General features: G+C 62.8%; 20 protein-coding genes. 7 read left to right on the forward strand and 13 right to left on the reverse strand.

Annotation, left to right across the window (positions count from 1 at the left end):
- The first annotated feature begins 26 nt into the window (after window positions 1-26).
- Together EPO50_RS11260 and EPO50_RS11265 are read left to right on the forward strand one after the other, a co-directional pair.
- Entirely contained in the window at window positions 27-2,843 is a 2,817-nt protein-coding gene (locus EPO50_RS11260) for a FecR domain-containing protein (protein ID WP_296343963.1), read from the forward strand.
- 82 nt (window positions 2,844-2,925) lie between these two features.
- Window positions 2,926-5,169 (forward strand): CHASE2 domain-containing protein, encoded by a 2,244-nt coding sequence (locus tag EPO50_RS11265; RefSeq protein WP_296343965.1) that lies wholly within the window; start codon window positions 2,926-2,928, stop codon window positions 5,167-5,169.
- 78 nt (window positions 5,170-5,247) lie between these two features.
- Here the strand turns inward: EPO50_RS11265 and EPO50_RS11270 are convergent, their stop codons facing one another.
- From EPO50_RS11270 to EPO50_RS11280, 3 genes are read right to left on the reverse strand one after another with little or no spacing between them, the layout of a single operon-like run.
- Complete coding sequence (locus EPO50_RS11270) at window positions 5,248-5,814, reverse strand: hypothetical protein (protein WP_296343967.1); 567 nt, start codon at window positions 5,812-5,814, stop codon at window positions 5,248-5,250.
- 29 nt (window positions 5,815-5,843) lie between these two features.
- Window positions 5,844-6,410 (reverse strand): HdeD family acid-resistance protein, encoded by a 567-nt coding sequence (locus EPO50_RS11275; protein ID WP_296343969.1) that lies wholly within the window; start codon window positions 6,408-6,410, stop codon window positions 5,844-5,846.
- Between the two features lie 13 nt (window positions 6,411-6,423).
- Complete coding sequence (locus EPO50_RS11280; RefSeq protein WP_296343971.1) at window positions 6,424-7,005, reverse strand: HdeD family acid-resistance protein; 582 nt, start codon at window positions 7,003-7,005, stop codon at window positions 6,424-6,426.
- Between the two features lie 142 nt (window positions 7,006-7,147).
- Between EPO50_RS11280 and EPO50_RS11285 the strand changes: the two genes are divergently transcribed.
- Window positions 7,148-8,254 carry an AI-2E family transporter gene (locus EPO50_RS11285; protein ID WP_296343973.1) on the forward strand — a complete coding sequence of 369 codons (1,107 nt, stop codon included), beginning with the start codon at window positions 7,148-7,150 and terminating at the stop codon, window positions 8,252-8,254.
- Here EPO50_RS11285 and EPO50_RS11290 read toward each other — a convergent pair.
- Window positions 8,251-9,708: a carboxylesterase gene (locus EPO50_RS11290; RefSeq protein ID WP_296343975.1), complete on the reverse strand. Its 1,458-nt coding sequence runs from the start codon at window positions 9,706-9,708 to the stop codon at window positions 8,251-8,253. The genes EPO50_RS11285 and EPO50_RS11290 overlap by 4 nt on opposite strands.
- A gap of 232 nt (window positions 9,709-9,940) precedes the next feature.
- On the opposite strand from EPO50_RS11290, the gene EPO50_RS11295 reads away from it, so the two are divergent.
- The 3 genes from EPO50_RS11295 (at window position 9,941) to EPO50_RS11305 (ending at window position 13,753) form a co-directional block, all read left to right on the forward strand.
- A complete protein-coding gene (locus EPO50_RS11295) occupies window positions 9,941-10,966 on the forward strand; it encodes a patatin-like phospholipase family protein (protein ID WP_296343978.1) in 1,026 nt (341 codons plus the stop codon).
- Window positions 10,966-12,420 carry a GntP family permease gene (locus EPO50_RS11300; protein ID WP_296343980.1) on the forward strand — a complete coding sequence of 485 codons (1,455 nt, stop codon included), beginning with the start codon at window positions 10,966-10,968 and terminating at the stop codon, window positions 12,418-12,420. Before EPO50_RS11295 ends, EPO50_RS11300 begins: the two co-directional genes overlap by 1 nt.
- Before the next feature lie 127 nt (window positions 12,421-12,547).
- The gene (locus tag EPO50_RS11305) at window positions 12,548-13,753 is read left to right on the forward strand and encodes a patatin-like phospholipase family protein (RefSeq protein WP_296343982.1); all 1,206 of its coding nucleotides are present in this window, start codon (window positions 12,548-12,550) and stop codon (window positions 13,751-13,753) included.
- A 113-nt stretch (window positions 13,754-13,866) separates the two neighbouring features.
- Here the strand turns inward: EPO50_RS11305 and EPO50_RS11310 are convergent, their stop codons facing one another.
- The 9 genes from EPO50_RS11310 to EPO50_RS11350 all read right to left on the reverse strand — a co-directional run bounded on the left by EPO50_RS11310 (window position 13,867) and on the right by EPO50_RS11350 (window position 24,070).
- Window positions 13,867-15,213: an amidohydrolase family protein gene (locus EPO50_RS11310; RefSeq protein ID WP_296343984.1), complete on the reverse strand. Its 1,347-nt coding sequence runs from the start codon at window positions 15,211-15,213 to the stop codon at window positions 13,867-13,869.
- A 190-nt stretch (window positions 15,214-15,403) separates the two neighbouring features.
- Entirely contained in the window at window positions 15,404-15,784 is a 381-nt protein-coding gene (mnhG, locus tag EPO50_RS11315; RefSeq protein WP_296343986.1) for a monovalent cation/H(+) antiporter subunit G, read from the reverse strand.
- A complete protein-coding gene (locus tag EPO50_RS11320; RefSeq protein ID WP_296343987.1) occupies window positions 15,781-16,062 on the reverse strand; it encodes a K+/H+ antiporter subunit F in 282 nt (93 codons plus the stop codon). Before EPO50_RS11320 ends, mnhG begins: the two co-directional genes overlap by 4 nt.
- Complete coding sequence (locus EPO50_RS11325; protein ID WP_296343989.1) at window positions 16,059-16,544, reverse strand: Na+/H+ antiporter subunit E; 486 nt, start codon at window positions 16,542-16,544, stop codon at window positions 16,059-16,061. The genes EPO50_RS11320 and EPO50_RS11325 overlap by 4 nt, the downstream gene beginning before the upstream one ends.
- Window positions 16,541-18,160: a monovalent cation/H+ antiporter subunit D gene (locus EPO50_RS11330; RefSeq protein ID WP_296343991.1), complete on the reverse strand. Its 1,620-nt coding sequence runs from the start codon at window positions 18,158-18,160 to the stop codon at window positions 16,541-16,543. Before EPO50_RS11330 ends, EPO50_RS11325 begins: the two co-directional genes overlap by 4 nt.
- Complete coding sequence (locus EPO50_RS11335) at window positions 18,160-18,495, reverse strand: Na+/H+ antiporter subunit C (RefSeq protein WP_296343993.1); 336 nt, start codon at window positions 18,493-18,495, stop codon at window positions 18,160-18,162. The genes EPO50_RS11330 and EPO50_RS11335 overlap by 1 nt, the downstream gene beginning before the upstream one ends.
- On the reverse strand, window positions 18,495-21,410 hold the full coding sequence (locus tag EPO50_RS11340; RefSeq protein ID WP_296343995.1) for a monovalent cation/H+ antiporter subunit A: 2,916 nt from the start codon (window positions 21,408-21,410) through the stop codon (window positions 18,495-18,497). Before EPO50_RS11340 ends, EPO50_RS11335 begins: the two co-directional genes overlap by 1 nt.
- 153 nt (window positions 21,411-21,563) lie before the next feature.
- On the reverse strand, window positions 21,564-22,427 hold the full coding sequence (locus tag EPO50_RS11345) for a universal stress protein (RefSeq protein WP_296343998.1): 864 nt from the start codon (window positions 22,425-22,427) through the stop codon (window positions 21,564-21,566).
- Between the two features lie 809 nt (window positions 22,428-23,236).
- Entirely contained in the window at window positions 23,237-24,070 is an 834-nt protein-coding gene (locus tag EPO50_RS11350) for an SDR family oxidoreductase (RefSeq protein ID WP_296344000.1), read from the reverse strand.
- Window positions 24,071-24,163: 93 nt separating this feature from the next.
- On the opposite strand from EPO50_RS11350, the gene EPO50_RS11355 reads away from it, so the two are divergent.
- Entirely contained in the window at window positions 24,164-25,102 is a 939-nt protein-coding gene (locus EPO50_RS11355) for an AraC family transcriptional regulator (RefSeq protein WP_296344002.1), read from the forward strand.
- Window positions 25,103-25,110: the final 8 nt, after the last annotated feature.

A 25,110-nucleotide genomic window follows, 5' to 3' on the forward strand; every position in this document is an offset into this window, starting at 1 on the left:
TCTTGGGAGAGCCCAGGGAGATGACCATGACCAGACTGACCGCTTCCGGCCTTTCCCTTCTGCGCGCAGCGCTGCTCGGGACGACGTCCGTCACGCTGTTGGCTGTCGGGACAGCCGAGGCCCGGGTCGGCGTGACCTCGGCGACCGACGGCGATCCCCTGGGCAAGCCACCCAGCGCCAACGAGCGCATACTGCGCATCGGCATCGACGTGCAGGCAAATGAGCTGATCACCACGCGCGCCAACGACCGTGCCCATCTGATGTTCCTCGACGGCACGTCGCTCACGGTCGGGCCGAACGCCCAACTGACCATCGACAGGTTTGTCTACGATCCCAACAGCAAGACCGGTGACCTGGCGATCAGCGCCAGCAAGGGCGTGTTCCGTCTGGTCGGCGGCCGCATCAGCAAGACCAATCCGATCACCATCACCACGCCGTCCAGCACCATTGGCATTCGCGGCGGCATCACCCTGGTCGATGCCGAGGCAGTGCGCACGATCTCGACCTTCGTGTTCGGTACCAACATGACGGTGAGCGCCGCCGGTCGCACCGAGACGGTCACCCGACCGGGTTCGCAAGTCACAACCAGCTTGGGCGCGCTTCCGGGCCGGCCGATCCTGGTGCCGCCGGGGGCGCTGAACGGCCAGTTAGCACAACTCGAGGGCCGCGGAGGGACGCAGCAGGGCAGTGCCCCGGCCGTCGGCACTCCGGCAAATGCTGTGGCCGCTGCAGAACAGCGCGTGCAGACCTCGGGCCTCAGCCAGCAGAACTCAGCGCAGTCACCAGGCTCGACGAATGGCCAGCGCTCGCTGCCCACCCTGGGGCGCGGTCCGGACAATCTCACGGAGCGCACGGCGAATGCGCTGAGCAACGCCACCGATTCGCAACAGCAGCAACAGGCGATCAGGGAGACACGCCCAGCCTCCGCGGGGCCGGGCCCGTCGCCGACACCACCGACCACCGTCCTGGTGTCGCATGGCCGGTTTTTCCGCGAGGAGCCGTACATCGTCAGTTCGTTCAACAACCAGACGCTGGCGGCTGCACCGAACCCGCAGAACAACGCCGCCCTGCGGTCGCCGAGCTCCATCGCCAACGGTCAGGTTACGCTGACCCTGGACGACGGTCGCAGCGTCACCCTGCCGTGGCAGCCGACCAACATCGCCTTCCCGGTGATGGTCAACGACCCGACCTTCGGTACGCTAGCCGGTATTGGTCTGGTCAGCCCACGCAGCGAGTTTTTCGCCTATCTGTTGTTCGATTCGAGCAACCGTCCACTCGGCATCGTTGCCGGCACGCCGACTACCTTCGCGCAGTTTCCCAAGACGGGCTTCGCCGAGCATATCCTGCTCAACCTGAGCAGCCTCGGCACTGTTCCGTTCGTCAACGGTGCGATTGGGCTCAATGCCGATCTCGCCGGCAATGCGATGGTCTCTACCCTGAAGTCTGCCTTCTCGCCCAATGCCGGCCTGGGTGTCGGCGACCCGGTGCCCAATGCGCAGCGCGCCGTTGCCCTGCAGGCGACGGTTTCGGTCGCCGGGCAAGGGGCGAACCAGAAATCCTACATGGGCGTTTTCATCGGCCAGTATTTCCGCGATACCGAGACCTCGTCGGTCGCCCTGGCGGGCCGCTACAGCGGCACCTACCGCCTGGCAGCCAACCAGCCGATCGGCCGCCTGACATCGGCAGCCTCGACCTTCAGTACCGGCACATCGAATTCGATCTACGGCACGGACTCGTCGGCGATGGTCCTGACGCCGGACGGGTTGACCACGACCTATACCGATAATGGCAGCACCATCACTGGTGCGACGACGGTGCGGACGCCACAGGCTTCGTTTGACCAGCCCTACAACAACCTGAACGGCTCGTCCTACTATTCGATCAACGGTGCGCTGCGGGTCGATTCACCCGACTACCCGACGCAGCCTGGAACACGTACCGACCGCACCATGAACGGCTTTGTCGGCGGTTTGGTCGAAGGGCGCGACAGCGCCGGCAACATCACGACTCGCCAGCTCGGCTCCACCGCGACGGGGCCCGGCAAGGTGATCATCAAGACCGATCCCGCGGCCAATCGGGCTTCGGCGACGTTCAACGTGAACAACTGGGATACCGGCACTTCGGCGTCGTTTCGTCTGGGGGGCACCTCCGGCGCCGCCTACGCGACCAGCGCCTTCATCGACGACAAGAACTGGGCAACCGCGGATCGGCCCGCGGACGTCCTGACCAGCACCACCTCCGTGACCAAGGGGAGCAGCACCTCCGGCGGTATGGACGTACAGTCGCGGACGGTTGCCGTATCGTCAGGTACCGCTTCGCTCGCCAGCTTCTTTGCTGCGTCCGGCGTGACGCCCTGCTCGTGCGACTTCTTGAGCTGGGGGGTGTGGGGTGGCGACATCCGCTACAATGCTAACAGCGTCTATAATCCTGGCGGCCGCGATCGTCTCAATTTCGCGAGCTTCGTCGCCGGGACGCTGACGCCGCAGGTCCAGCTGCCCAACACGGGCAGTGCGACCTATAGCGGTCACGCCTTCGGTAATGTTCGCAACGGCGCGCAGAGCTATGTCGCGGCCGGGACTTACACCAATGCCTGGAACTTCGGCTCTCAGACCGGCAGCGTCACGATCGGCAACTTCGACGGCGCGACCTACAATGGCACTACGGCGCTGACCGCCGGGACCGTGCAGTTCACCGGCGCGATTTCAGGGGCAGGGCGCACCGGTTCGGTGGGTGGCGCGTTCTTCGCTTCGCCGACCGATCCGGCCAAGGGCCAGGCGGGCAGCTTCGGTGTCAGCGGGCCGGGCTACAAGGCCGGTGGTACTTTCGCCGGACAGAGGCCGTGACGCATCGCCTGTACGGTCTATGCCTGCACGTTCGGATCCGGCGGCACGGTCGGCAGGATCGTAAAGCCGCTTTCAGTCGAGCATGAGGCTGCTGCTCGGCCGTCTCGACACATCGCGCGCGCCGCTGATTGTCGCCCTGATCGTGCTGGCAAGCGCGCTACTGCTGCGCAGCATCGATCCGGCAGCGCTGGTGCGTGTGCGCGATTTCGCCTTCGACACCTACCAGCGCATGCAGCCGCGCGCCTATTCGACCGAAACGCCGGTGCGCATTGTCGACATCGACGAGGCGGCGCTCGCCGAATTCGGCCAGTGGCCATGGCCGCGCACCATCGTGGCTCGTCTGATCGACAAGCTCACGGAAATGGGCGCGGCGGTGATTGCCTTCGATGCGGTGTTCGCCGAGCCGGACCGCTCGTCGATCCGTCGAATGGTCCGCGACCTCGTAGCCTATACCGATCCCGAAACCGTGCAGAAGCTGGCAGCGGCACTGCAGGACAACGACCAAGTGATGGCCGACGCCATGGCGCAGTCGCGGGTGGTGCTGGGCTTCGGCTTCGACCTCAAGGGCGGTCAGCGCCCGCCGCGCAAGTTCCACGGGGTCGCCTTTGCCGGCGACGATCCCAGCCAATTCCTGCCGCTCCAGGCCGGGGTGGTGAAGCCGCTCGATATCCTGGAGGCGGCCGCCAAGGGCAACGGCAGCGTGAACACAGACGTCGAAAGCGTGGTGGTGCGTCGGGTCCCGATGCTGTTCCGCGTCGTCGGACAGGAGGGGCTGTTTCCCGCATTGTCGATCGAAGCGCTGCGGGTCGTGCAGGAGGCGAACTCCTATGTGATCAAGTCGTCGGGTGCGAGCGGCGAGTTCGCCTTCGGCGAGCGGACCGGCATCGTCGCCATCAAGACCGGCAATCTGGAGGTGCCGACCGATGCGCGTGGTCGCGTGACGCTGTACGACACCGGCCATCAGAATGCGCGTTTCGTCTCCGCCCGGTCGGTGCTGGCGGGGGAGGTTCCGGCGGACCGAATCGAAGGCAACGTGGTGTTCGTGGGCACCAGCGCCATCGGGCTGAAGGATCTGCGCAACACGCCGGTGCAGGACGCAGTGCCGGGGGTCGAAGTGCATGCCCAACTCGCCGAGCAAATGATCGAGCAGAAATTCCTGGCACGGCCCGATTTCGCCGATGGTGCGGAGTTTCTCTATCTCTTCGCCATCGGTCTGCTGTTCGTCTGGTTGTTGCCGCGGCTCAGCGCCAGCCGGATGGCACTCGTCGCCACACTCTTCATCGCCATCGGCATCGTCGTACCGTGGTTCGCCTTTACCCGGTATCACCTGCTGTTCGATCCCCTCTATCCGCCGGTGACGCTGGCGGCGATCTACATTGCTGGCTCGGCGACCGCCTTCATGCGCACAGAGCGAGAGCGAGCCGAGATTCGCAACGCCTTCGGCCTCTACCTGTCGCCGGACATCGTCGAGCAGCTTGCTCGCAATCCACGGCTCCTGCAGCTCGGTGGTGAGCAACGCGAGATTACCGTGATGTTCACCGACGTGCGTGGCTTTACGACGATTTCAGAGCAGTTCGACCCGCATGGGCTGACACGCTTCATGAACCGCTTCCTGACGCCCATGACCGACCTGATCCTGGGTCGGCGCGGCACCATCGACAAGTATATGGGTGACGCGATCATGGCATTCTGGAACGCACCATTGCCGGTACCCGATCACGCCGCGCACGCGTGCGATGCGGCTTTGGCTATGCGGGCACGCCTGAGAGAATTGAACGACGAGTGGCGAGCCGAGTCCCTGGCGGAAGGGAGAAAGCACATTGCGGTCAATATCGGCATCGGCCTGAATACCGGGCTCGCATCCGTCGGCAACTTCGGTTCAGCGCAGCGCTTCACTTATTCATGCCTCGGTGACGACGTGAACCTGGCATCGCGCCTCGAAAGCCAATGCAAGGCCTATGCGGTCGGTATCATCATCGGGGGAAAGACTCAGGCGCAGGTAGGGGAGTACGCCACACTCGAACTCGACCGCGTGATGGTGAAGGGCAGGACAGAGCCCGAGTGCATCTTTGCTTTGCTGGGAGATGCTGGCCTCGCGCAGTCAGCCGGCTATCGGGCCCTGGTGGACCGACAGGCGGCGTTCCTGCACCTGTATCGTGCCGGCAGATTCACCGAAGCGCTGGAGACGATCGATGCCTGCCGTGCTGCCGCGGCAGCGATTGACTGGGAGCAGGGTTACTACGAGATGATGAGCAAGCGCATCAATGCGCTGGCCCTCGAACCGCCGCTCAATTGGACGGCCGTACATATCGCGGACGAAAAGTGAGCGATCGTGATCTGAGCTCAGAAACTCTTCCATCCGCCCCGAGCAGGACGGCGCCTATGTGCCTCAGCGCGCGCGTCGCTATGGTGACGCCACCTGACACGAAGCCCTGTCGACGAAGTAGTTGACCCTTGGCCCCATGACCGCAATCCCGGCGCGAACGCCAGGTCCGATCTGTGACGCCATGGCGCGCGTGTCGGTCACCAGATTGCCGCCGTTGGTGAAGCGGCATTCGACGACAGGCTCAACCGGATTGCTGCTGTTGTTGTTCAGGTAAAGGACGACCTGCCAGCGCTGCCCAGGCACGGCTCGGAGTGTGGGGTTCTCCATGTTGACGATCGGCACCGTCGGTCCGGCTGTGATCGGCACGGAGCCGACCGGCCTGGGGGTCACCCTCTGCACGACTCCCTGTGCCGGCGCGGTCTGGCTGGTCGGATCGAAGGCGTGATCTTCGGGGAGGATCGGCTTGCCGCCCTGGCCGACATTCTCCGGCGTCCAGACCATTCCGGACTTGGGATCACGGAACTCGGGCGCGCCCGTAGTGGCTGTCACGTCGACGGCGCTCTTGGGTGCCTGCGCCAGCGCAGCGGGTGCGAGGGCCATGCCGAGCAGGCAAAACGAAATTGTCGTCAGTGATCCACTATTCATCGCCGCCTCCTTTGGATGAGAGCGTTTCGTCAAGAACGAGACTTCAAGCCCAAGCCGATGGAAATCCAGCCAACTCCAGTGAAGATGAGATCAATGGCGAGGAAGATACCGAGAATGTAGATGCCACCGACCGGCCACTGCGCCACGATCACCAAGCCGACGAGCAGGGTGACCACGCCGGCCAGCACGACAACGACCCAGGGCGATCCAGCCTTCATGCTGAAGGCGAGGATGATCTTGGCGATGCCAGAGGCCACCAGAAATGCGCCGAGCATCAGAGTGAGTAGCTTGGCGGTGAGAAGCGGATTCTCCAGGGTCAGGATGCCAGCTACGATGTAGAGCGCGCCGAGCAACATCCAGAGCAGGAACTTCCCCCACGACTTGAGCTGGAACGCGTTGAGGACCTCTGCCACGCCGGCGACGATCATCATGATGCCAACCAGGAACACCGTAACGGCCGTGGCGAAGGCTACGCTCGATAGAGCGACGATCCCCGCAACCAGATAAACGACGCCGAGAGCTATGATCCATCCACTTTTCGCGCGCAGCGGCTCGCTGGACGAGGGGACTGGGGGCTGTGTCTCCGAGACGGTCATTTGTGCTCCTCTCCTAGATGGACAGTGGATCGGTCCTGCGTGACGCAAGCGCCATGGCAACGTACGCCCAGCCGCCGAAGATCAGGGAAATGCCGGCGACCGTCGCAGGCGTAAACGAATGGCCGTAGGGCAGCTTCATCAGCAACAGAACACTGACGATCAGGGCGACGCAGCCGGACACGAGAAACCAATGCCATCCGGCCTGACGCCGAACCTTCCATGCAAAGGCGATCTGCGTTGCGCCATGCACCGCGAAGATGATCGCAATCAGGATAGTGATCGTGACGATGCCCCGAAAGGGATCAAGGTAGATCAGGACACCTCCGATCGCGGCCACGATGCCGAGCAGAAGATGCCAGATGAATCCCGTCCAGTTCAGCATCTTGGCAGCCTGCATGATTTGCACGAAGCCACTGACCATGAGGACGCTGCCTAGTATCTCGTTGGCGGGAACGCCGGACACCGCTGGAAACACGATCGCCACGGCGCCTGCAACGATCAGCACGACCCCCAACAGCACCAGCCAGGGCCACTTGAGCCGAAAGACTTCGGCGGCGTGCAGGCGTGCCTCTGGCCCTGTGTATCGGATACTCATCCAGCCTCCCGCTCGACGTGATCGTCGTTCGGTACTTGGCACTTCGACAACGTCGCGATACCTTACAACTTCCAGTATATTAGCCCAACGGCGCGATAGTCGCCAGCCGTGCGGCCAAGACCGCTGCCCGGGGGGCTGGTTCATGACGACAGAGGCCCCAGCATCATCGGCGCCATTGGGCACAGGCGCGGCAGGCCAAGCCCAAGGAGCGTCAGTCGGTCCGGTCCAGGCCAGCATGCTTGGAGCGCCGCAGGCTTTGGCGTTGACAGTACTTGCTGTCGTCGCGGTGCTGGCGCTCTCCTGGTACTACGCGACAAGCCTGTTGCTGTTGTTCGCCGGCATCCTGTTCGCCGTGCTGCTCGACGCCTGCACGCGCGGTCTCGCTCGGATCGTGCCGCTGACGCGCCCCTGGCGATTCGGACTGGTCATGCTGGTCTTCGGCTGCACTGCGGCGGTGGCGATCAGCTGGGGCATCGATCGAGCGCCAACGCAGGTGCGCAGCCTGTTCCGGGTGATGGACACGCAACTCGGCGTCCTTGAGAGCCATCTTGCGGCTTTCGATATCGACCTGTTCGGACCGGGCGGGCGACAGGATCTCTCGCATCTGATCGCCGACCCCGGGCGCCTGTTCGGCCACGTTCACTATGCCGTAAGCGGTGCTTACGCGGTCGCGATCAACACGATCGTCATCGTGTGCTTAGGCCTGTTCTTCGCCGGCAATCCTGCTGGTTACCGAGAGGGTGCGCTGAAGCTCGTGCCGATACGCGCACGGGTGCGCGTGCGCTCCGTCCTGAACGAGATGGGCCAGATGCTACGCGGCTGGCTGCTCGGGCAGCTCCTGCGTGGCGCCGTTGTGGCGATACTGCTGGCGGTCACCTTGCATCTGCTCGGTGTGCCAGGTGCGGGATTGCTTGGCCTGCAGGCGGGGGTGGCCAACTTCATTCCCTATCTCGGCCCGTTGATCGCCGCCTTCCCAGTGGCTCTGGTGGCTATGCCGCTCGGCCTATCGACGCTCGCCTGGGTCATGGTCATCTACTTCACGATCCAGACCATCGAGGGCTTCGTGATAGCCCCGCTGATCCAGAAGGGCGCCGTGAATGTGGCACCGGCCTGGACCCTGTTCGCCATCGTGATCTTCGGGGCGATGTTCGGGGCAATGGGCATGGCGCTCGCTGCTCCCCTGGTTGCACTCGGCCGGATCGCCGTCCTGCGGTTCTACGTCGAGGATTGGCTGAAGGATCGCGGCTAGCGAGGCGCGGCGATACTCTGCTCGATGCGCTCGAGAAGATAGGGGAAGAACGGGTTCGATGACACGCGAAGCAGCGTGTCGAGGTTCAGGATCAGCACCCCGCGTTCGCCGCGCGGGGCGATCGACCCGAGATGGACGCCGAAGAATTCGTCGGTCTTGTCGGGCTGCATGCCATACAGCGAGTCGCTCATTGGAAACGGCAGGGCGACGTGCGACAGCGAGAAGATGCCGGCGGGGAAGGCGAGCGCCAGCGGACGCGTCTGCTCTGTCGAGGCGCCAGCCTCCGTCACTCGCTCGACGACGTCGTAGGTGTCGACAGCGGCGTTGGTGATGGTGACTGTCCGGAATTTCCTTGGCGGATCGACCAGAATCCGGGTCAAAACCGATTCGGCCGCGTTCCGCATAAGGGGGCCGACAACGGCCGCGCGGTTTAGATCAAATAGCACGAGCTCACTGCCATTGGCTGGCAGGTGCGCGTAAAGCGCCGTGAGAATGGCGGGCGTGCTGACCGTGAAGTCGACGACAGACTGGAAGGTGAGCACAGGTGGCAGGCGATCCAGCCTGCCATCGTTCGCAGAGCGCCGGATGCGGTCCTGCAAGGCAACGGTCAAACGGTGTGACTGGCGGGCACCATTGACCGGGAAGGAGTTGTACTTGAACGGGTTGAACTCTGGGACAATGCCAAGCCACGCGGCCTTGGCGAACGCGGGCAGCAGGGCGGGCAGCGAAGCAATGCCGACGAAGCGCGCGAAGCTCGTGATGCCGATCATGGGCGAGATCAGGATGAGCCGGTCAGGTCGTGCCAGTCGTTCGTCCTCGAGAGCGTCGAGGGCATATTTCATTGCCAGCGCACCGCCGTTGGAGAAGCCTACGATGTGCAGCGGCTTCGATGGGGCGCGCCGGACAGCCTCGCGCACGGCCAGACGCGTGGCGGCATCCCAGTCCTCCCATTCGACATCGGTCAAGGCGGCCGGCACTGTGCCGTGAGCTGGCATCCGAATGGCCACAGCTACGAAGCCCAGCTCGCGATAGCGTCGGGCGATATGGCGCAGGCTGTATGGGGAATCGGTCAGCCCGTGCAACAGCACGACCGCTCCGACCGGAGCCCCGTCGGGTTCGAGGATGTAGGAGCGATTCCAGTCGTGGGCGAAGTTGCCGGGATAGATCGGGCTGCCTGCGTAGAACCGGTTGCCAAGGGCATGGGCCTGGGCATCGACCTTGTCGACAACCTCTGCACGCACGTCGCGGAAGATCGCCTCTTCAGCTTTGATGTATTCCGCCCAATCGACCTTGTCGATCTGGGACGCGTGCATGTCGCTGGGCACATAGGTGTGCCAAAGTTCGAGCGGCGGCCCGCGCTGCGAATCCCAAGCCCGCGCCACGATGAGTGTCACCGCGACCACGCTCAGCACGAGCAACAAGCGTTTCAGCAGCCGAACCAGTCTAGTCGCCATGTCGGCTCATGGTAGCACACGAACGCGTGCGGAGGTTGTGTGCCTTTCGCGAAATAACTATAGTGAAAGCTCAGCGCGTCGAACGAGCATGTCGTGTTGATGTCGGATTTTTATGACAAGCCGTTCCCACCGATTGCCGCGAATATCCCTCCAGCTCGGTGCCGGCGATCCTCATAATGTCGCGATAGCGCTGGTATCCTCTCAGTTCAGAGTTCTTCGGAGGTGATCGCCGATGTCCGTCGAGCGTCCGTCCCAACTGATCGACCTCGCGTTACAGGGTGGTGGCTCGCATGGCGCTTTCACGTGGGGCGTGCTGGACCGGCTCCTGGAGGAGCCCTGGCTGCATATCGAAGCCATTTCCGGGACATCGGCCGGCGCCATGAACGCCGCCGTGATGGTCGACGGCCATGCCTGTGGCGGCAACGAGCGCGCCCGGGAAGCACTCGAAGCCTTCTGGCGGCGCGTCTCCCGCGCCGCCGCGTTCAGCCCCCTGCAACGCAGTCCGATGGACGTGGTGCTTGGCCGCTGGTCGCTCGATCACTCACCCACGTACATCGCCTTCGATCTGATGTCGCGGCTCTTCTCGCCCTACGATCTCGCCGTTGGCGCACCCAATCCGTTGACCGCAGTGCTTTCCGAGTCGATCGACTTCGCGCGTCTCGCTGCTGCGCCCATCAAGCTCTTCATCACGGCGACCAATGTGCGAACCGGACGGCCACGCGTGTTCCGCAATGCCGATCTGTCACCCGACGTACTGCTGGCCTCGGCTTGCCTGCCGGCGATGTTCCAGGCCGTCGAGATCGACGGCGAAGCCTACTGGGACGGCGGCTATTCGGGCAATCCGACCATGACGCCGCTGGTGCAGGAGTGCGTCTCGGACGACACGATCCTGGTCGCCATCAATCCGGTGGAGCGGCCGGGTGTCCCGCGTTCGGCGCGAGACATCCTCAATCGCCTGAACGAAGTCTCGTTCAACGCCGTGCTGCTGAAGGAGCTGCGCATGATGGCGTTGCTGCGGCAGGTCACGGCCACCGCCGATGCTGAAGTCGCACATTGGTCGCGCATGCGCGTCCACATGATCAGGAGCGACATGCTGGTCGAGCTCGGCTCCTCGTCCAAGCTCAATGCCGAATGGGCATTCCTGTGCCTGCTTCGCGACGAGGGCCGTCGCGCCGCGGACGGTTTTCTGGCGGCGCACGGCAAGGACCTGGGGCAGCGCTCCACACTCGATATCGACCGACTGCTGGAAGGCGTCTGATGGGTCTGGCCGGAGTCCTGTTCGGCCTGGCCCTTCTGGTATGGCTCGCCTTCCGGGGCTGGAGCGTGCTCTTGCTCGCGCCCGCGGCGGCCCTCGTGGCCGCGGCCTTTGCCGGTGAGCCGCTGCTGGCGCACTGGACGCAGACTTTCATGGGCAGCGCCGCTCAATTCCTCGCGCAGTTCTTTCCGCTGTTCCTGATGGGCGCGCTGTTCGGCAAGCTGATGGAGGACAGCGGCTCGGTCACTGCGATCGCGCAATGGATGACAGAGCGCCTGGGCACCAGGCGCGCCATGCTCGCCGTGGTCCTGGCCGGTGCGCTAGTGACGTACGGCGGCGTCAGCCTGTTCGTCGCTTTCTTCGTTCTGGCGCCGATGGCCGAGGCGTTGTTTCGCGCCGCCGCCATTCCGCGCCGGCTGATGCCGGCGGCGCTCGCACTTGGCACTTCCACCTTTACCATGTCGGCGCTGCCGGGCACGCCGGCGATCCAGAACGCCATCCCCATGCCGTTCTTCGGCACCACACCCTTCGCGGCGCCCGGGCTGGGCGTGATCGCCGCGGCCGTCATGCTGGGCTTCGGCCTGTGGTGGCTGGAACGGGCGCGTGCGTCGGCGAGACGGCGCGGCGAGGGGTTTGGCAGCGATGCGTCGGCACCCGTGGACGTCGCCGCCGACGATCCGCTGGTACGTGAACGAGCCACCACAGCACAAGCTTTCGACCCGGCGGAGATTCATCATTCGCGAGCCACCGACGCTCCGCCGCCCATTCTGCTGGCGGTGCTGCCGCTGGTCGTCGTCATCGGCGTAAATCTTCTGATGTCGTTTGTCATCCTGCCGCGCATGGACACCGCGTTTCTCGCGGAGCCGCGCTGGGGCGGCACTTCGCTATCAGCGGTCGGCGGCGTGTGGTCGGTGGCGGCAGCGCTCGCCGCCGCGATCGTCGTGTTGCTGCTCGCCAACGGGCGGCGCCTGCCCGCGGTGCGGCAGAGCATGGATGCCGGCGCCAATGCCTCCGTGTTGCCGGCGATCAGCGTGGCGAGCCTGGTCGGCTTCGGGGCGGTGGTGGCGGCATTGCCTGCCTTCGCCGTCGTGCGCGACTGGGTGCTGGGCATCGAAGGCGGGCCTTTGGTTTCGCTCGCCATCGCCACGAACATCCTGTCCGCACTGACCGGTTCGGCGTCAGGCGGCCTCACCATTGCACTCGATGCGCTCGGGCCGACCTACATGAGGCTCGCGGCGGAACACGGCATCGATCCGGCGCTGATGCATCGCGTGGCGGTGATCGGCGCGGGCACTCTCGACAGCCTGCCGCACAACGGCGCGGTGGTGACCCTGCTCGCGGTCTGCGGGTCGACGCACGCCAAGAGCTACCTCGACATTGTCATGACGGGCATCGTGAGCGCGCTGCTTGCGCTGGTCGTCGTGATCACACTCGGCAGCCTATTCGGATCGTTCTGAACAGTCGCACGCTCATGCCGGGCGGCACGTGTTCTCGCGGCCTCGACCGTGACATCAATCCCCCCCTCTACGCTTCAACCTTCACGGGAGCTAAGCTCGGCCATGACCTATCGAATGAGGGCCCGTCTTGAGCTTCCGCAAACCGGCTTTGTACATTGTACTGGCGATCGGACTTGGCATCGTAACGGGATGTGGCATACCCGCGCGTGGTCCGGCGGTTCCTTCGGCTGACACGACGCGAGCCCTGCCGCTCGGCATCGCCAATGCGCGGTTCTTTGCCGACGGTGACACAGGGCCGATGATCGAGGAGGCAACCTTGGCGTTGCAACGCGAGCAGGCGGCCCTGCGCGCGGCGGGCGAGCCGACGACGCCGATGCCGCCAGCGTCCTTTCTCGCGATATCCGGTGGCAGCGACAATGGCGCCTTCGGCGCCGGCCTCATCAATGGCTGGACCACGACCGGCACGCGGCCCGAGTTCGCGATGGTGACCGGCGTCAGCACCGGCGCCCTGATCGCACCCTTCGCTTTTCTCGGGCCCGACTACGATCTGGCCCTGCGCGAAGTCTACACGACCATGACGCCCGAGCGGGTATTCCTACGGCGACGTCTCACCGCGGTGCTGTTCGGCGATGCCGTGGCCGACGCGAGCCCACTCGCCGAGACGATCGCCCGCTACGCCGACCAGAAGATGCTGGACGCCATAGCGCGCGAGTATCGCAAGGGTCGCCTGCTGATGATCGGCACTACCGACCTCGACGCCCAGCGCCCCGTGATCTGGAACATGGGCGCCATCGCGGCCAGTGGGCACCCGAGATCGGTGGACCTGTTTCGCAAGATCCTGCTGGCGTCGGCCTCGATCCCCGGCATCTTCCAGCCCGTTCTGCTCGATGTCGAGATCGACGGTGCACGGTTCCAGGAGATGCATGTCGACGGTGGTGCGATCGCCCAACTCTTTCTCTATCCAGCATCGATCGACCCCAGTGTGATCAGGGTTAATCGTCCGCAGACCGCCTACCTTGTTCTCAATGCGCGGCTCGATCCCGAGCACGCCGAAATCGAACGACGTACCCTCACCATCGCCAGCCGCGCCATCGCGACGATGCTGACGGCGAGCGGCCAAAACGATGTAGTCCGCACGTACTTCATCACCAAGCGCGACGATGTCGACTACAACCTCGCCTATGTGGGCAGGGATTTCAAAACGCCAAGGACCGGCATGTTCGATCAAGCGTACATGCGCGCTCTCTTCGACTATGGTTATCGGGAGGCCGTCGCAGGCCGGGCTTGGCACAAGACACCACCCGGACTCCACTCCACCAGGGCTAGGCGATGATCGCCTGAGCGGGTAAGTGGGCTTGACGGCACCGGGCCAGGAGAGTCCTTGGACGATCGGAAAGGCTTCGCTATGGCGACCGCGAGGCCATGGCAGGCGAGGCCAGCATCGGCTTACAGAGTGTTCTTGTAGACTTTCCCATCCTTCACGATGACGACGAAGTTCTTGGCCGGATCCTCGATCAGCGTGATGTTGGCAGTCGGATCGCCGTCGACGAGCAGGAGGTCCGCAAGTGCGCCTTCCTCGACCACGCCGAGCTTGCCAGGGTACGGATTGCGCTCGCCGGACAGCCCCAGCAATTCCGCGTTGGTCCCGGTGGCCATAACCAATGCTTCTGCCGGCGTGTACCAACGGACCAGCTTCGCCAACAAGGTTCCGTGACGCTGTGCCAGTTGCGGGGAGAACAGGATGTCGGTGCCGAATGCCGTCTTGATCTTGTGCTTCTTTGCCAGCTCGAAGGTCCTGTCCGTACCGGCAAACACCACGCGCGCCTTGATGCTCTCCAGCGAACCGGGAGGGAACGCGTTCGCCAGCTCGTCGGGGAACGCCTGGGTGCTCAGCCAGATGCCTTTCTCGGCCATCAACTCGGCGGTCCGCTGGTCCATCAGATGGCCGTGCTCGATGCACTTCACACCAGCGGCGATCGCCCGCTGGATCGACACCGACGTATAGGCGTGCACCGTGACGTAGGTACCCCAGTTCTCGGCGGCCTCAACGGCGGCGCGCAGCTCGGCCTCGGTAAAGGTGGACGCGTCGAGCGGGCTGTGCGGCGAGGCCACACCGCCTCCGGCCGTCAGCTTGATCTGTGTCGCGCCCAACATGAGTTGCTCGCGCACGCGCACGCGGACTTCATCGGGACTGTCCGCGATCATGGCGGCACCGAGCTGTTCCCCCCGAGACTGAGTAGCACCGAGGGCGCGCGGCACCTCGAAGGGCTGACGGAAGTCGCCATGACCGCTGGTGACGGTGATCACGGCGCCGGACGGGTAGATACGCGGACCGGTGACGATTCCCTCGTCAATCGCGCGCTTGAGCCCGAACACCGGCCCGCCCACATCGCGTACAGTCGTAAATCCGCGCATGAGCGTGTCCGTAGCCTCGGCGCCTGCCATCAGATTGAGGTGACCGATGTCTCCGGTCAGCAGAGCCGGCAGAGTGGGCCGCACCATCATCGCGTGCCAGTGCATGTCGATCAGCCCGGGCATCAAGGTGCGGCCGCCGCCGACTATCCTCTTGTCGCTGGCACTGAGATTGACGGGAATTGGATCCTTCGAGATCTTCTCGATCGTGTTGCCGCGGATGAGTACATTCGTGTTGGCGCTCAATGAGCCGCTCTTGCCGTCGAAGACGCGGACGTTCTCAAAAAGGATGAGGGATGGCTCGGCGGACCGGGGCTGAGCGAACGCCGTGCCGAAGAGACCAAGCACGGCAGCCAATACGGTGAACGCACGAACAACCATGGGATCCTCCGCAATCGGCCTGTGCGAACCTATCCACGCCTCGCCGGACATGTAAAGGGGCCGTCCGGTATGCGCGCGAACCTGCGAATCGCAAGAAAGCCGACGTAGTGCACAACGCCGCTTTTTCACTGAGTTCAAGCTAACTCAGCATCAATGACCCAACTCCGCTTATCGAATGAGCCGGGCGAGATTAGTCAGGGGCAGCAGCTTTCGCTTTTCCGTTGGCACTGACGGGCGGCGGTATGTCAGGGCTTCCTTCGCTGCGATCACGATAGAGGGCGGTTCGCGCCAGCAGCATAAGTGTGACCGGCGTCGTGACGGTCACGAACGCCGCTATGAGGATTTCGTGCAGCACTGGCCGCGACTGCAGGACCGAGAAGAACACAATGGAACCAAGCAGGATTCCACCTGTACCCCAGGTGGCACCGAGCGTGGGAGCGTGCATGCGTTCATAGAACGTTTTCAGCCGCAGCAAACCGATGGCTCCAACTATGGTAAAGCCAGCGCCGAGCAGCACGAGTAACGACGTCACGAGCGCAGCCCACGCGGGCAGTTCTGCTACGTTGATCATTCGATGATCTCCCCGCGCATGAGGAACTTGGCGAGCGCCAGAGTCGAAACAAAGCCGAGTATTGAAATCACCAGCGCCGCTTCGAAATAAAGCGTGCTTCCGGTCCTCATGCCGAAGACCAGCAGGAGCAGCATGGCGTTCACATAGAGCGCGTCCAGGGCGACGATACGGTCCTGTGCCCGTGGGCCACGGACCATGCGGAAGCAAGCGATGGCCATGGCGATCCCGAGCAAGATCTGGGCGATCAGTAACGACCAGGAGAGGATTGTTGCGCTCATACCAGTATCTCCAGGAGAAGACGCTCGTAGCGGTTCTTGATGAGGTCGATCCAATGGGCTTCGTCGACGAGATCGAAGACATGGAGCAGCAGCTTGCTCTGAGTGGAATCATATTCCACCCAGGCTGTTCCCGGCGTGCTGGTAACGATGCAGGCGAGGATTGCCAGCCCGGTCGGATCGCGAAGCTCGAGTGGCACGATGACGAAGCCGGAAACGCGCCGAGTCTGGTCGGTGCGGAGAATGAGCTGGGCGACGGCGAGGTTGGAGCGCCATATATCGACCACGACGATCGCCACTAGCTTGGGCAGCAGATACCAACGCCTTAAGCGCGGTTTGGCAGGCTGTAAGGCAGCAGTCACGTTCGACGCCATAACGGCGATCGCGGTGCCCAGCACGATTTGACCCACCGACAGTCCGTTCAGCAAAAGCCACATCGTCAGGAGTGACGCCGTCAGGAGCGGGTAGGGGAGAAGGCGGCTCATCGGCCAGTCTCTGCCGGCGGGATACGAGGCGCCGTCAGCACCGCATCGACGTAGGAGGAGGGCGCGTGCACGGCGCGGGCTGTCTCGGCCATATATCGCATCACCGGTCCCCCCTTGATTGCAAGACCAAGGGTCAGCAGCAACAAGCAGACGACCGGGACAAATTCAACCAAGAGGACACGCGGAACGACTGCGTCGATAGGGGCCCAGAAGGCACGAATGCCGACGCGCGACAACGCGAGCAGGGCCGTCAGGCCGGAAAGGAGGAGAAGTACGATGAATACCCAGTTGGCGGTGGGAATGCCGGATGTAGCGCCTTGCTCCGCTGGGGCGAATAGTGCGGCGAGCAACGCCAACTTGGCTACGAAGCCGGAAAGCGGTGGCAGGCCGGTCAGCAGCAAGACGCAGCCGACGAAGCAGGCGCCGAGGACGGCGGGCGTAGCGGCAAATCTCGTGCCGACCTCCTCCTTGAGTTCCTCTTCGTCCTCTTCCTCCCCCAGGGCTTCTGCTGTAATGGCGATCACGTCAGCGCCCGGGTTCTGTCCCCTTTCAATCAGCTCGATGAGGAGAAAGAAGGCACTGATCGTGAGCGTCGAGCTGACCAGATAAAGCAGCGCTCCGCCCGTGATCTGGGCATCGGACAGACCGACGGCGGCGAGCAACGTTCCCGACGAGACCAGCAGGCTGAAACTTGCGATGCGCGTCATGGCCTGAGAGGCCAGCACGCCAAGCATGCCGAAGGCGATCGTGGCTAGGCCGCCCACGAGCAAGAACGTGGCGCCGTAGCCAGTCGTTTCGCCAGCTGGCGTTCCGAACAGCAGGGGACACAGGCGTAGGAGAACGTAGACGCCTACCTTGCTGAGAACGGCAAAAATCGCGGCGACCGGGGCCGCCGCCGCCGGATAGGCGCTGAGCAGCCAGAGGCCCAACGGCCACATCGCCGCCTTCGTGAGAAAAGCGATTCCGAGGATTGCCGCGCCCGCCTCAAACAGCATCCTGTTCTCGATGGACAGGGTGGGAATGCGCACAGCGAGATCGGCCATGTTCAATGTGCCGGTGACGCCATAGATCAGGCTCACGCCCACAAGGAAGAAGAAGGAGGCCGTCAGGTTCACGGCGATGTAGTGCAGGCTCGCCTGGACGCGCCGCGGGCCCGAGCCGTGCAGGAGAAGGCCATAGGACGAGGCCAGCATCACCTCGAAGAATACAAACAGATTGAACAGGTCACCGGTGAGGAAGCATCCGTTGATGCCCATCAGGAGGAACTGGAAGAGGGTGTGGAAGTGGGAGCCGGCTGTATGCCACCGAGCGAGCGAGAAGATCAGCGACGCGCAAGCAAGGACGGCGGTGAGCAGGAGCATCATCGCCGACAAGCGGTCCAGGACGAGGACGATGCCGAACGGCGCAGGCCAGTTGCCAAGCAGGTAGACGCCTGTGGCGGAGGTGTCGGCCTGCTGCAACAGCACGATCGCGATGTAGAGGGTGATTAGGGTGGAGACGAGATTGATCAGCCCCTTTAGAAACTGGCGCCGCTCGTCGTAAACCGCCAGCAACGCACCGGCCACGAGTGGCAACGCGATGGGAGCGATGATCAGGTGATGTGCCCAGCCGTCCATCACTGTTCCTGTCCATCGACATGGTCGGTGCCCGTGAGGCCACGGGAGGCCAGCAGCACGACAAGAAACAGGGCGGTCGTCGCGAAGCCGATGACGATTGCCGTCAGCACCAGGGCCTGGGGCAGCGGATCGGCATAGTCCGCAAGGCTGCCAGTCCGGGATGAGAGGATCGGGGCGGCACCCGAGCGCAGTCGGCCCATGCTGAAGATGAAAAGATTGACCGCATATGAGCAGAGCGAAAGGCCGATGATGACCTGATAGGTGCGGGGCCTCAGAAGAAGCCAAACGCCGGAACCGCCCAGGATGCCAATGCTGATCGCGAGAAGAAGCTCCATCATGCCTCCGGAGTCCGCGCAGTCGTCGTTCGAGCGGCGCGCAGTTTGCGGATCGACTGGTGGGCAAGCGCGATTAGCATCAACACAGTCGCACCCACGACGAGGCCGAAGACGCCGAGGTCGAAGAAGAGGGCGGTGGCCGCAGGGACGGCACCGATCACGGGCAGTTCGACATACTGCGAATGCGAGGTCAGGAAGGGATAGCCGAACAGCCACGACGCCATGCCCGTCGTCGCGGCGAGTAAAAGACTGAGGCCGATCCAGTTGACCGGCAGGATGCGCAGCCGGTCCTCGACCAGGGTCGTGCCGGAAGCCAGGTACTGTAGGATAAATGCAGTCGCCAGGGCGACTCCCGCTACAAAGCCTCCTCCCGGCAGATCGTGGCCGCGCAGGAAGAGGTATAGCGCCAAGACGATGATGACCGGGAACAGCCATTGCATGATAACCGCCGGCACCAGTAGGTAATCGCCGATTGTATCGCCGGGCTTACGGTCTGGTTCAGCCTCGTCGAAGGCGTTCTGGCGGATCTGCTGCTCGGGTGATCCTACATTGTCGGGGGCCGGGCGGAAACGACGCAACAGTGCGTACACAGTAAGCGCCACCGCCGCCAGAACCGTGATTTCTCCCATCGTGTCGAAGCCTCGGAAGTCGACGAGGATTACGTTCACGACATTACGGCCACCACCTTCGACGTATGACCGCTCGAGGAAGTAGCTGCTGATCGGGTCGGATAGCGGCAGCATCATAGCGGCGTAAGCGAGCGTCGCCAGGCCAGCGCCGACGACGAAAGCAATGGCTGCATCCCGAGAGCGGCGCAGCCGAGCGGAGGGCGGGGCTGGTCCGAGATTCATGTCCTCAACGCGCTTGGGCAACCAACGGAGGCCAAGGAGAATCAGGATGGTTGTCACCACTTCGACGACGAGTTGGGTGAGCGCCAGATCGGGCGCCGAGAACCACGCAAAGGTGATGCAGGTGGACAATCCAGCACCGCCCAGCAAGATCAGTGCAACCAGCCTGTGATACTTGGCCTGGTAGGCGGCACCGATCGCACAGCCGGCGCCCGTCAACCAGACCAACGCCAGCACCGCATCGATGTTGCTCCAATCCGGCCATTGCAGGCCAAGGCTGCCGAGAGAGATTGGCGCCAGCGCCGCGGCGAACGCAGCTAGCAGCAGGATCCGCAATTGAGGTTGCAGGCGTCGCGTGCTGAGCACCCTCTGCGCGGACTGAGCCCATTTCAGGGACGGCACGAGGACACCACGTTCGAAGAGGCGGCGGCCATTCACGTGTCGGAGCAGCGGCGGTCCCACCGGGCTGTGACGCAGATAGTCCTTGAGCGCCAGATAGAGCAAAGCACCCGCAACCAGCGCCACCGCGCTCATGATCAGCGGCAGATTGAAGCCGTGCCACACCGCCAAGCTGAACTTCGGAGTCCTCTGCCCCAGCACCGACTCTACAGCCGTGTAGAGATAAGGGCCTACGGTCGCTGCCGGCGCCACGCCGACCACGAGGCACGCGAGCACGAGGAACATGCTTGGCATGCGCATCCAGAACGGTGGTTCGTGGGGTTCGCGCGGCAAATCGGTAGGCTTGCGTCCGAAGAAGACCGAGTGAATGAAGCGTAGCGAGTAGGTAACGGCAAAGGCACTGGCCAGGACCGCGACATAGGGCTGTGAAGTGTCGAGCACCGAGTGGACATGGGTCTCGATCGCCTCGGCAAAGAACATTTCCTTCGACAGGAAGCCGTTCAAAAGTGGCACCCCGGCCATGGCGGCACTTGCGACCATGGCAAGGGTCGCCGTTACTGGCATGTAACGGAAGAGCCCGCCTAGCTTTCGCATGTCCCGCGTGCCGGTCTCGTGATCGATGATACCGGCCGCCATGAACAGCGAAGCCTTGAATGTCGCATGGTTCATCATGTGGAAGATGGCTGCGACGGCCCCCAGGGGACTCCCGAGACTAAGGAGCATCGTGATCAACCCGAGATGGCTGATCGTCGAATAGGCCAGGAGCCCTTTCATATCGTGCTGGAAGATAGCGAAGAACGCACCGAACAGGAGTGACGCCATTCCGGCGAGACCGAGCAGCCAGAACCATTCAGGCGTGCCGGCCATGACTGGCCACAGGCGCGCCAACAGGAAGACGCCCGCCTTGACCATTGTCGCGGAGTGCAAGAAGGCCGAGACAGGGGTCGGCGCTGCCATGGCATTGGGCAGCCAGAAGTGGAATGGGAATTGCGCGCTCTTCGTCAGCGCTCCGAGGAGAACAAGAACCAACGCCGGGAGGTATAGTGAGTGCTCTCGGATGGCCTCGCCGGATGCCAGCACGATATCGAGGTCGTAGCTTCCGACGATTTGGCCGATCAGAATCACGCCGGCTAAAAGCGCAAAGCCGCCCAGACCCGTAACAAGGAGAGCCATACGGGCACCGTCGCGTGCCCCAGCATTACCGTGCCAGTAGCCGATCAGCAGGAAGGAGAAGATGCTGGTCAGTTCCCAAAAGAACACCAGGATGATCAGGTTGCCGGCGATGATGATCCCGAGCATGCTGCCCATGAAAGCGAGCAATAACGAGAAGAAGCGTGGCACCGGGTCGCTGGGCGACATGTAATAGCGCGCATAAAGCACGACGAGAAAGCCAATGCCCGTCACGAGCATTGCGAACATCCAAGCGAAACCATCGAGGCGCAGCGCAAAGCTCAGACCGAATTCGGGAATCCACTCGACGTCGGTTCGGACCACGCCCCCGTCGGCGATTGTGGGATAGGCAAAGGCCGTCAGGCTCAGGCAGATCAGCGCAACGCCCCCAGCGAGCCATGCTTCCGAGTTGCGCGCATTCGGACGGAACGTTGCGGCGATAACGCTGCCAACGAAGGGGAGCACGATAAGGATTGTCAGCAGGACGTCTTTGCTCATGGGCCTCGCGGTGCGTGCATGAATTGCGGGTAATCTCAGCTCGATCTTGCGTCCGATTGCTCTTTTCTACACGAGCGGTCTCGACTTTAGAACGCTTGGATACCCGGACGATGACCGTGTGGCATAAGACCGGCGCGGCATGCGAAATGTTTGTCAATTCACGCGGGCAGGCGGAACGGCCAAGACGTCGCGATCCGCGATATGGAGAACCTCTTCTGCTACGCTGCCGAGCAAGAGCTTCGTGATTCCGGTCCGGCCGCGCGTGCCAACGACGACGAGGTCCGCAGATATTTCGCGCGCAGTCGCACAGATGACATGGGCCGTGGACCCTTCGCTGAATTTCAACACCTGGTGGATCGGAACGCGATCCAAGTCGCGCATGAATACAGCCAGCTCTTCTGCGGCGCGCGCCTTCTCACTGGCCAGGTAGTCCTCGACAGCGCGACTACTTGCAGAGGCAAGGGCCATGTAACTGCGAGCTGGCGTATCGAAGACATGGACCACTGAGACTGCTGCGTAGGCGTCCAAGCCGAGGCCCGTTACTGCGAGCAACGCCTGCCTGGAGCAATCTGAAAGATCGACGGCAACAAGGACATGCCGATAGGAGTTCGCTGGAACACCGTTTGCCACGAGGACGGGATGGCTGCGCGCGCGGACTATTCGCTCGGATGTCGTGCCGACGAAGACGTCCTGGAATGCGCGGTGGCGATGGGGGCCAATTACGACAACATCGGCCATGCTTGCTCCGGCGGCCTTGATGACCTCCTGAGACAGACTGCCTAGGGTGACTTTGGCGCTGCAGTCCACACCATCAACCTCGCGTAGCGATTGAGCTTGCTCGCTCAGAAGCACAAGAGCCGCATCCCGGTCGGCATCAACGATGCGCTTCGGCCTATCGTCATCGACGACATGGATAAGTGACATTGGAGCTTCGAACTTCTTTGCCAGCAAAGTCGCGCGCCGAACTGCCCGGTCCGAACGCGTAGAGAAATCTGTTGCGACGAGGATGTTCTTCATGAGCTGTCCTCCGACTTACCCCAAATCATACAGACTCAGCTGGCAGCTTCCCCGGAGCTCGTGATCCCAGCATCACCCAGGCCATTATCGATGGGGCGCAGCCAGCCTCGCTAACCCCGGCTGAGCTGACGAGACGCGACATCCCAACCAGCTGGACCGACCAGCGGCGCGCCTTCGGCTTTCTTTAACCGCCGTATCGAGCGATCTCATCGCGCGGCCTTCGGGCAGTGATGTCGATCGCTGCGTCCTGTTACGTAAGTGTCAGAATGAGGCCCGGAGAGAAAAGGCGGAAACGGCCTTGAGGCTGGCGAAAGTGAGCAGGAAAGGGGCGCCGAGACTGACACCTTCTCGGGTCAACTGCCGGGAAATTGGGAGAAATCGCCGACGGCACCCACTGAGAATATTCCATAGGGGGCTGGCTGTGGGGCCAGTCCGGTACGAACCGTTCTCCGCGGTAATTCCCTGCTAACAGGGAAAATAGCAGGGAACAACGGGCTGATGCTTTAAGTACTGGCTGATTGGAATGGCGCCCAAAGCCCTATTTTCCCAGCATCGGCGGCGATTCCCTTCGCAGGATCCGGAAACTCCTGCCCAAAGAAACAGGGAATTCCAATCAGGGGATCAGGGATTGCAAACGCCATAGCAGGGACAAATGAATAACGGAGCGGGGACGCCAATTGCACCGGTCAGTTTGTCTTCACTGCTCAGAACCAAGCGTCCACGCAACGCTCCCTTCGACTTTCCGGTGCTTCAGTCCTCCTTTTCGCTTTTGGGAAAGGCTAGCTGGGGCTGGCCTTTCCGCGCGGAAGCTATTTGGACGTCAGCCTCGGCGCGAACATGTCGCGCATTTTTGCCAGGTAGTGATCTTCCGAAGTTGTCCAGCGCAGCTCGGCGAGTAGTTTGCTGTCGGGGCCCGCTGGATAGCGGATCTTGTGGCCCTGGTCGGTGGCCGCGAGGAAGGTCGTTTCCGCTACTTCCGCTTCCGTACAGTAAGGGGTCGGGTAGTTGGCCAATTTCTGGAAATAGGATTGAGCGAAGGAATCGTAGTCGGCGGGGATGAGGCCCTGCAGGCGTGTCCCGGTGTTCGCGCTGAAATTCGTGGTCGGCGCGTAGCCTGGCTCGACCAACCGGGCCTTGATGTTGAACACGTCCAACTCATAGGACAGCGATTCAGTGAAGCCCTCAATGGCGCATTTGCTGGCGGTGTAGATCGCAGCCAGTGGCATGGGGCCGATGCCGGTGCTCGACGTAAGGTTGATGATGGCGCCGTGACCTTGCTGGCGCATCTGCGGGATGATGGCGCGGCAGGTAGAGAAAACACCGAATGTGTTCGTCTCGAAAATCTCGCGCGCGATGCGGTCCGGCGTAGCTTCGACGACCGACGCCAGACCAATTCCGGCGTTGTTCACGAGGACATCGATGGCGCCGAATGCTGCAGTACCCTCAGCGATTGCCTTGTCGATGCTGCCGGCGTCGGTCACATCGAGCGGAAGCACCTTCAATCGATTGGTGGAAGTCGCAAATACGCCTGGCACGGGGCGTCGCATGGTGGCGATCACGCTCCATCCACGATCATGAAAGAACTCGGCAATCGCCTTGCCATAGCCGGAGGACGTTCCGGTTATCAGCACTGTCTTTGTCATTGGGCGCTCCATTCTCTTTTCGCCCCTTAAATAGACAATCGATCGAGACGATCTATAATTGAACGTCCTAGAAAGATTATGGATCGTCCAGAAATGGATCCCTTAAGCGACATCATCGCTTTGCTCCGGCCGCACGCCGCCTTTTCGAAGCCGATCACGGGACGGGGGAAATGGGGTGTTCGCTACTCGGCCTATGGCCGACCCGGATTCGCCCTTGTTCTGGTGGGGCGGTGCTGGCTTGCCGTCGACAGCGCAGAACCAGTGCTTCTCGATCATGGGGATTTCGTGCTGCTGCCTTCCACGCCGGCTTTTTCCCTGTTGAGCCAGCCGGATGCCGAAAGTGTCCAGACGCAGCCGACATACAGCGCCGTTCGGCATGGCGATCCGGCAGGGGAACCCGACTTTCAGATGCTTGGGGGCACCTTCGAAATCGAACCGGTCAATGCACCGCTCTTGCTCGCATTGCTACCGAAGGTGATCCACATTCGCTCGGCCGAGAAGAACGCCCTTCGCCTCGCCCGCATCATTGATCTCATCATGGAAGAGTGCGCGATCAACGCTCCCGGCCGCAAAATGATTCTGGAGAGGCTTCTGGAAGTCATGATGATGGAGTGCCTGCGCTGGGGCGCCATCGGTGAGGACGATTTGTCAGCGGGATTGCTGGCGGGATTGCGGGACCCGGCTTTGGCCAAGGTGCTGTACGCCTTGCATTCCAAGGTACAGGCGGCATGGACTGTGGCCGAACTTGCGAAGCTTGCCGGGATGTCGCGGTCGGCTTTTGCGGCACGGTTCACTGAGACGCTTGGCTGTGCTCCAAAGGAATACCTTTCGCGCTGGCGGATGACATTGGCTCAGGATGCATTGAGCCGTGGAGCGAAGTCGCTTGACCGTCTCGCGCAGGAAATAGGGTACGAGTCCGCCAGCGCGTTTAGCACAGCCTTTCGCCGGAGGGTTGGCTGCTCCCCCGGCGCGTTTGCCCGGTCACGTCGAGGGGCAACCACGCATTCCGCCGGGCTCGCAGTTGCCCCTTAGGATATGTA

Source organism: Reyranella sp., from assembly GCF_004297405.1.
GTDB lineage: Bacteria > Pseudomonadota > Alphaproteobacteria > Reyranellales > Reyranellaceae > Reyranella.

Coding starts and splice junctions, on each gene's coding strand:
- EPO50_RS11260 (WP_296343963.1), top strand. CDS start 27: ATGACCAGACTGACCGCTTCCGGCCTTTCCCTTCTGCGCGCAGCGCTG.
- EPO50_RS11265 (WP_296343965.1), top strand. CDS start 2,926: ATGAGGCTGCTGCTCGGCCGTCTCGACACATCGCGCGCGCCGCTGATT.
- EPO50_RS11270 (WP_296343967.1), bottom strand. CDS start 5,814: ATGAATAGTGGATCACTGACGACAATTTCGTTTTGCCTGCTCGGCATG.
- EPO50_RS11275 (WP_296343969.1), bottom strand. CDS start 6,410: ATGACCGTCTCGGAGACACAGCCCCCAGTCCCCTCGTCCAGCGAGCCG.
- EPO50_RS11280 (WP_296343971.1), bottom strand. CDS start 7,005: ATGAGTATCCGATACACAGGGCCAGAGGCACGCCTGCACGCCGCCGAA.
- EPO50_RS11285 (WP_296343973.1), top strand. CDS start 7,148: ATGACGACAGAGGCCCCAGCATCATCGGCGCCATTGGGCACAGGCGCG.
- EPO50_RS11290 (WP_296343975.1), bottom strand. CDS start 9,708: ATGGCGACTAGACTGGTTCGGCTGCTGAAACGCTTGTTGCTCGTGCTG.
- EPO50_RS11295 (WP_296343978.1), top strand. CDS start 9,941: ATGTCCGTCGAGCGTCCGTCCCAACTGATCGACCTCGCGTTACAGGGT.
- EPO50_RS11300 (WP_296343980.1), top strand. CDS start 10,966: ATGGGTCTGGCCGGAGTCCTGTTCGGCCTGGCCCTTCTGGTATGGCTC.
- EPO50_RS11310 (WP_296343984.1), bottom strand. CDS start 15,213: ATGGTTGTTCGTGCGTTCACCGTATTGGCTGCCGTGCTTGGTCTCTTC.
- mnhG (WP_296343986.1), bottom strand. CDS start 15,784: ATGATCAACGTAGCAGAACTGCCCGCGTGGGCTGCGCTCGTGACGTCG.
- EPO50_RS11320 (WP_296343987.1), bottom strand. CDS start 16,062: ATGAGCGCAACAATCCTCTCCTGGTCGTTACTGATCGCCCAGATCTTG.
- EPO50_RS11325 (WP_296343989.1), bottom strand. CDS start 16,544: ATGAGCCGCCTTCTCCCCTACCCGCTCCTGACGGCGTCACTCCTGACG.
- EPO50_RS11330 (WP_296343991.1), bottom strand. CDS start 18,160: ATGGACGGCTGGGCACATCACCTGATCATCGCTCCCATCGCGTTGCCA.
- EPO50_RS11335 (WP_296343993.1), bottom strand. CDS start 18,495: ATGGAGCTTCTTCTCGCGATCAGCATTGGCATCCTGGGCGGTTCCGGC.
- EPO50_RS11340 (WP_296343995.1), bottom strand. CDS start 21,410: ATGAGCAAAGACGTCCTGCTGACAATCCTTATCGTGCTCCCCTTCGTT.
- EPO50_RS11345 (WP_296343998.1), bottom strand. CDS start 22,427: ATGAAGAACATCCTCGTCGCAACAGATTTCTCTACGCGTTCGGACCGG.
- EPO50_RS11350 (WP_296344000.1), bottom strand. CDS start 24,070: ATGACAAAGACAGTGCTGATAACCGGAACGTCCTCCGGCTATGGCAAG.
- EPO50_RS11355 (WP_296344002.1), top strand. CDS start 24,164: ATGGATCCCTTAAGCGACATCATCGCTTTGCTCCGGCCGCACGCCGCC.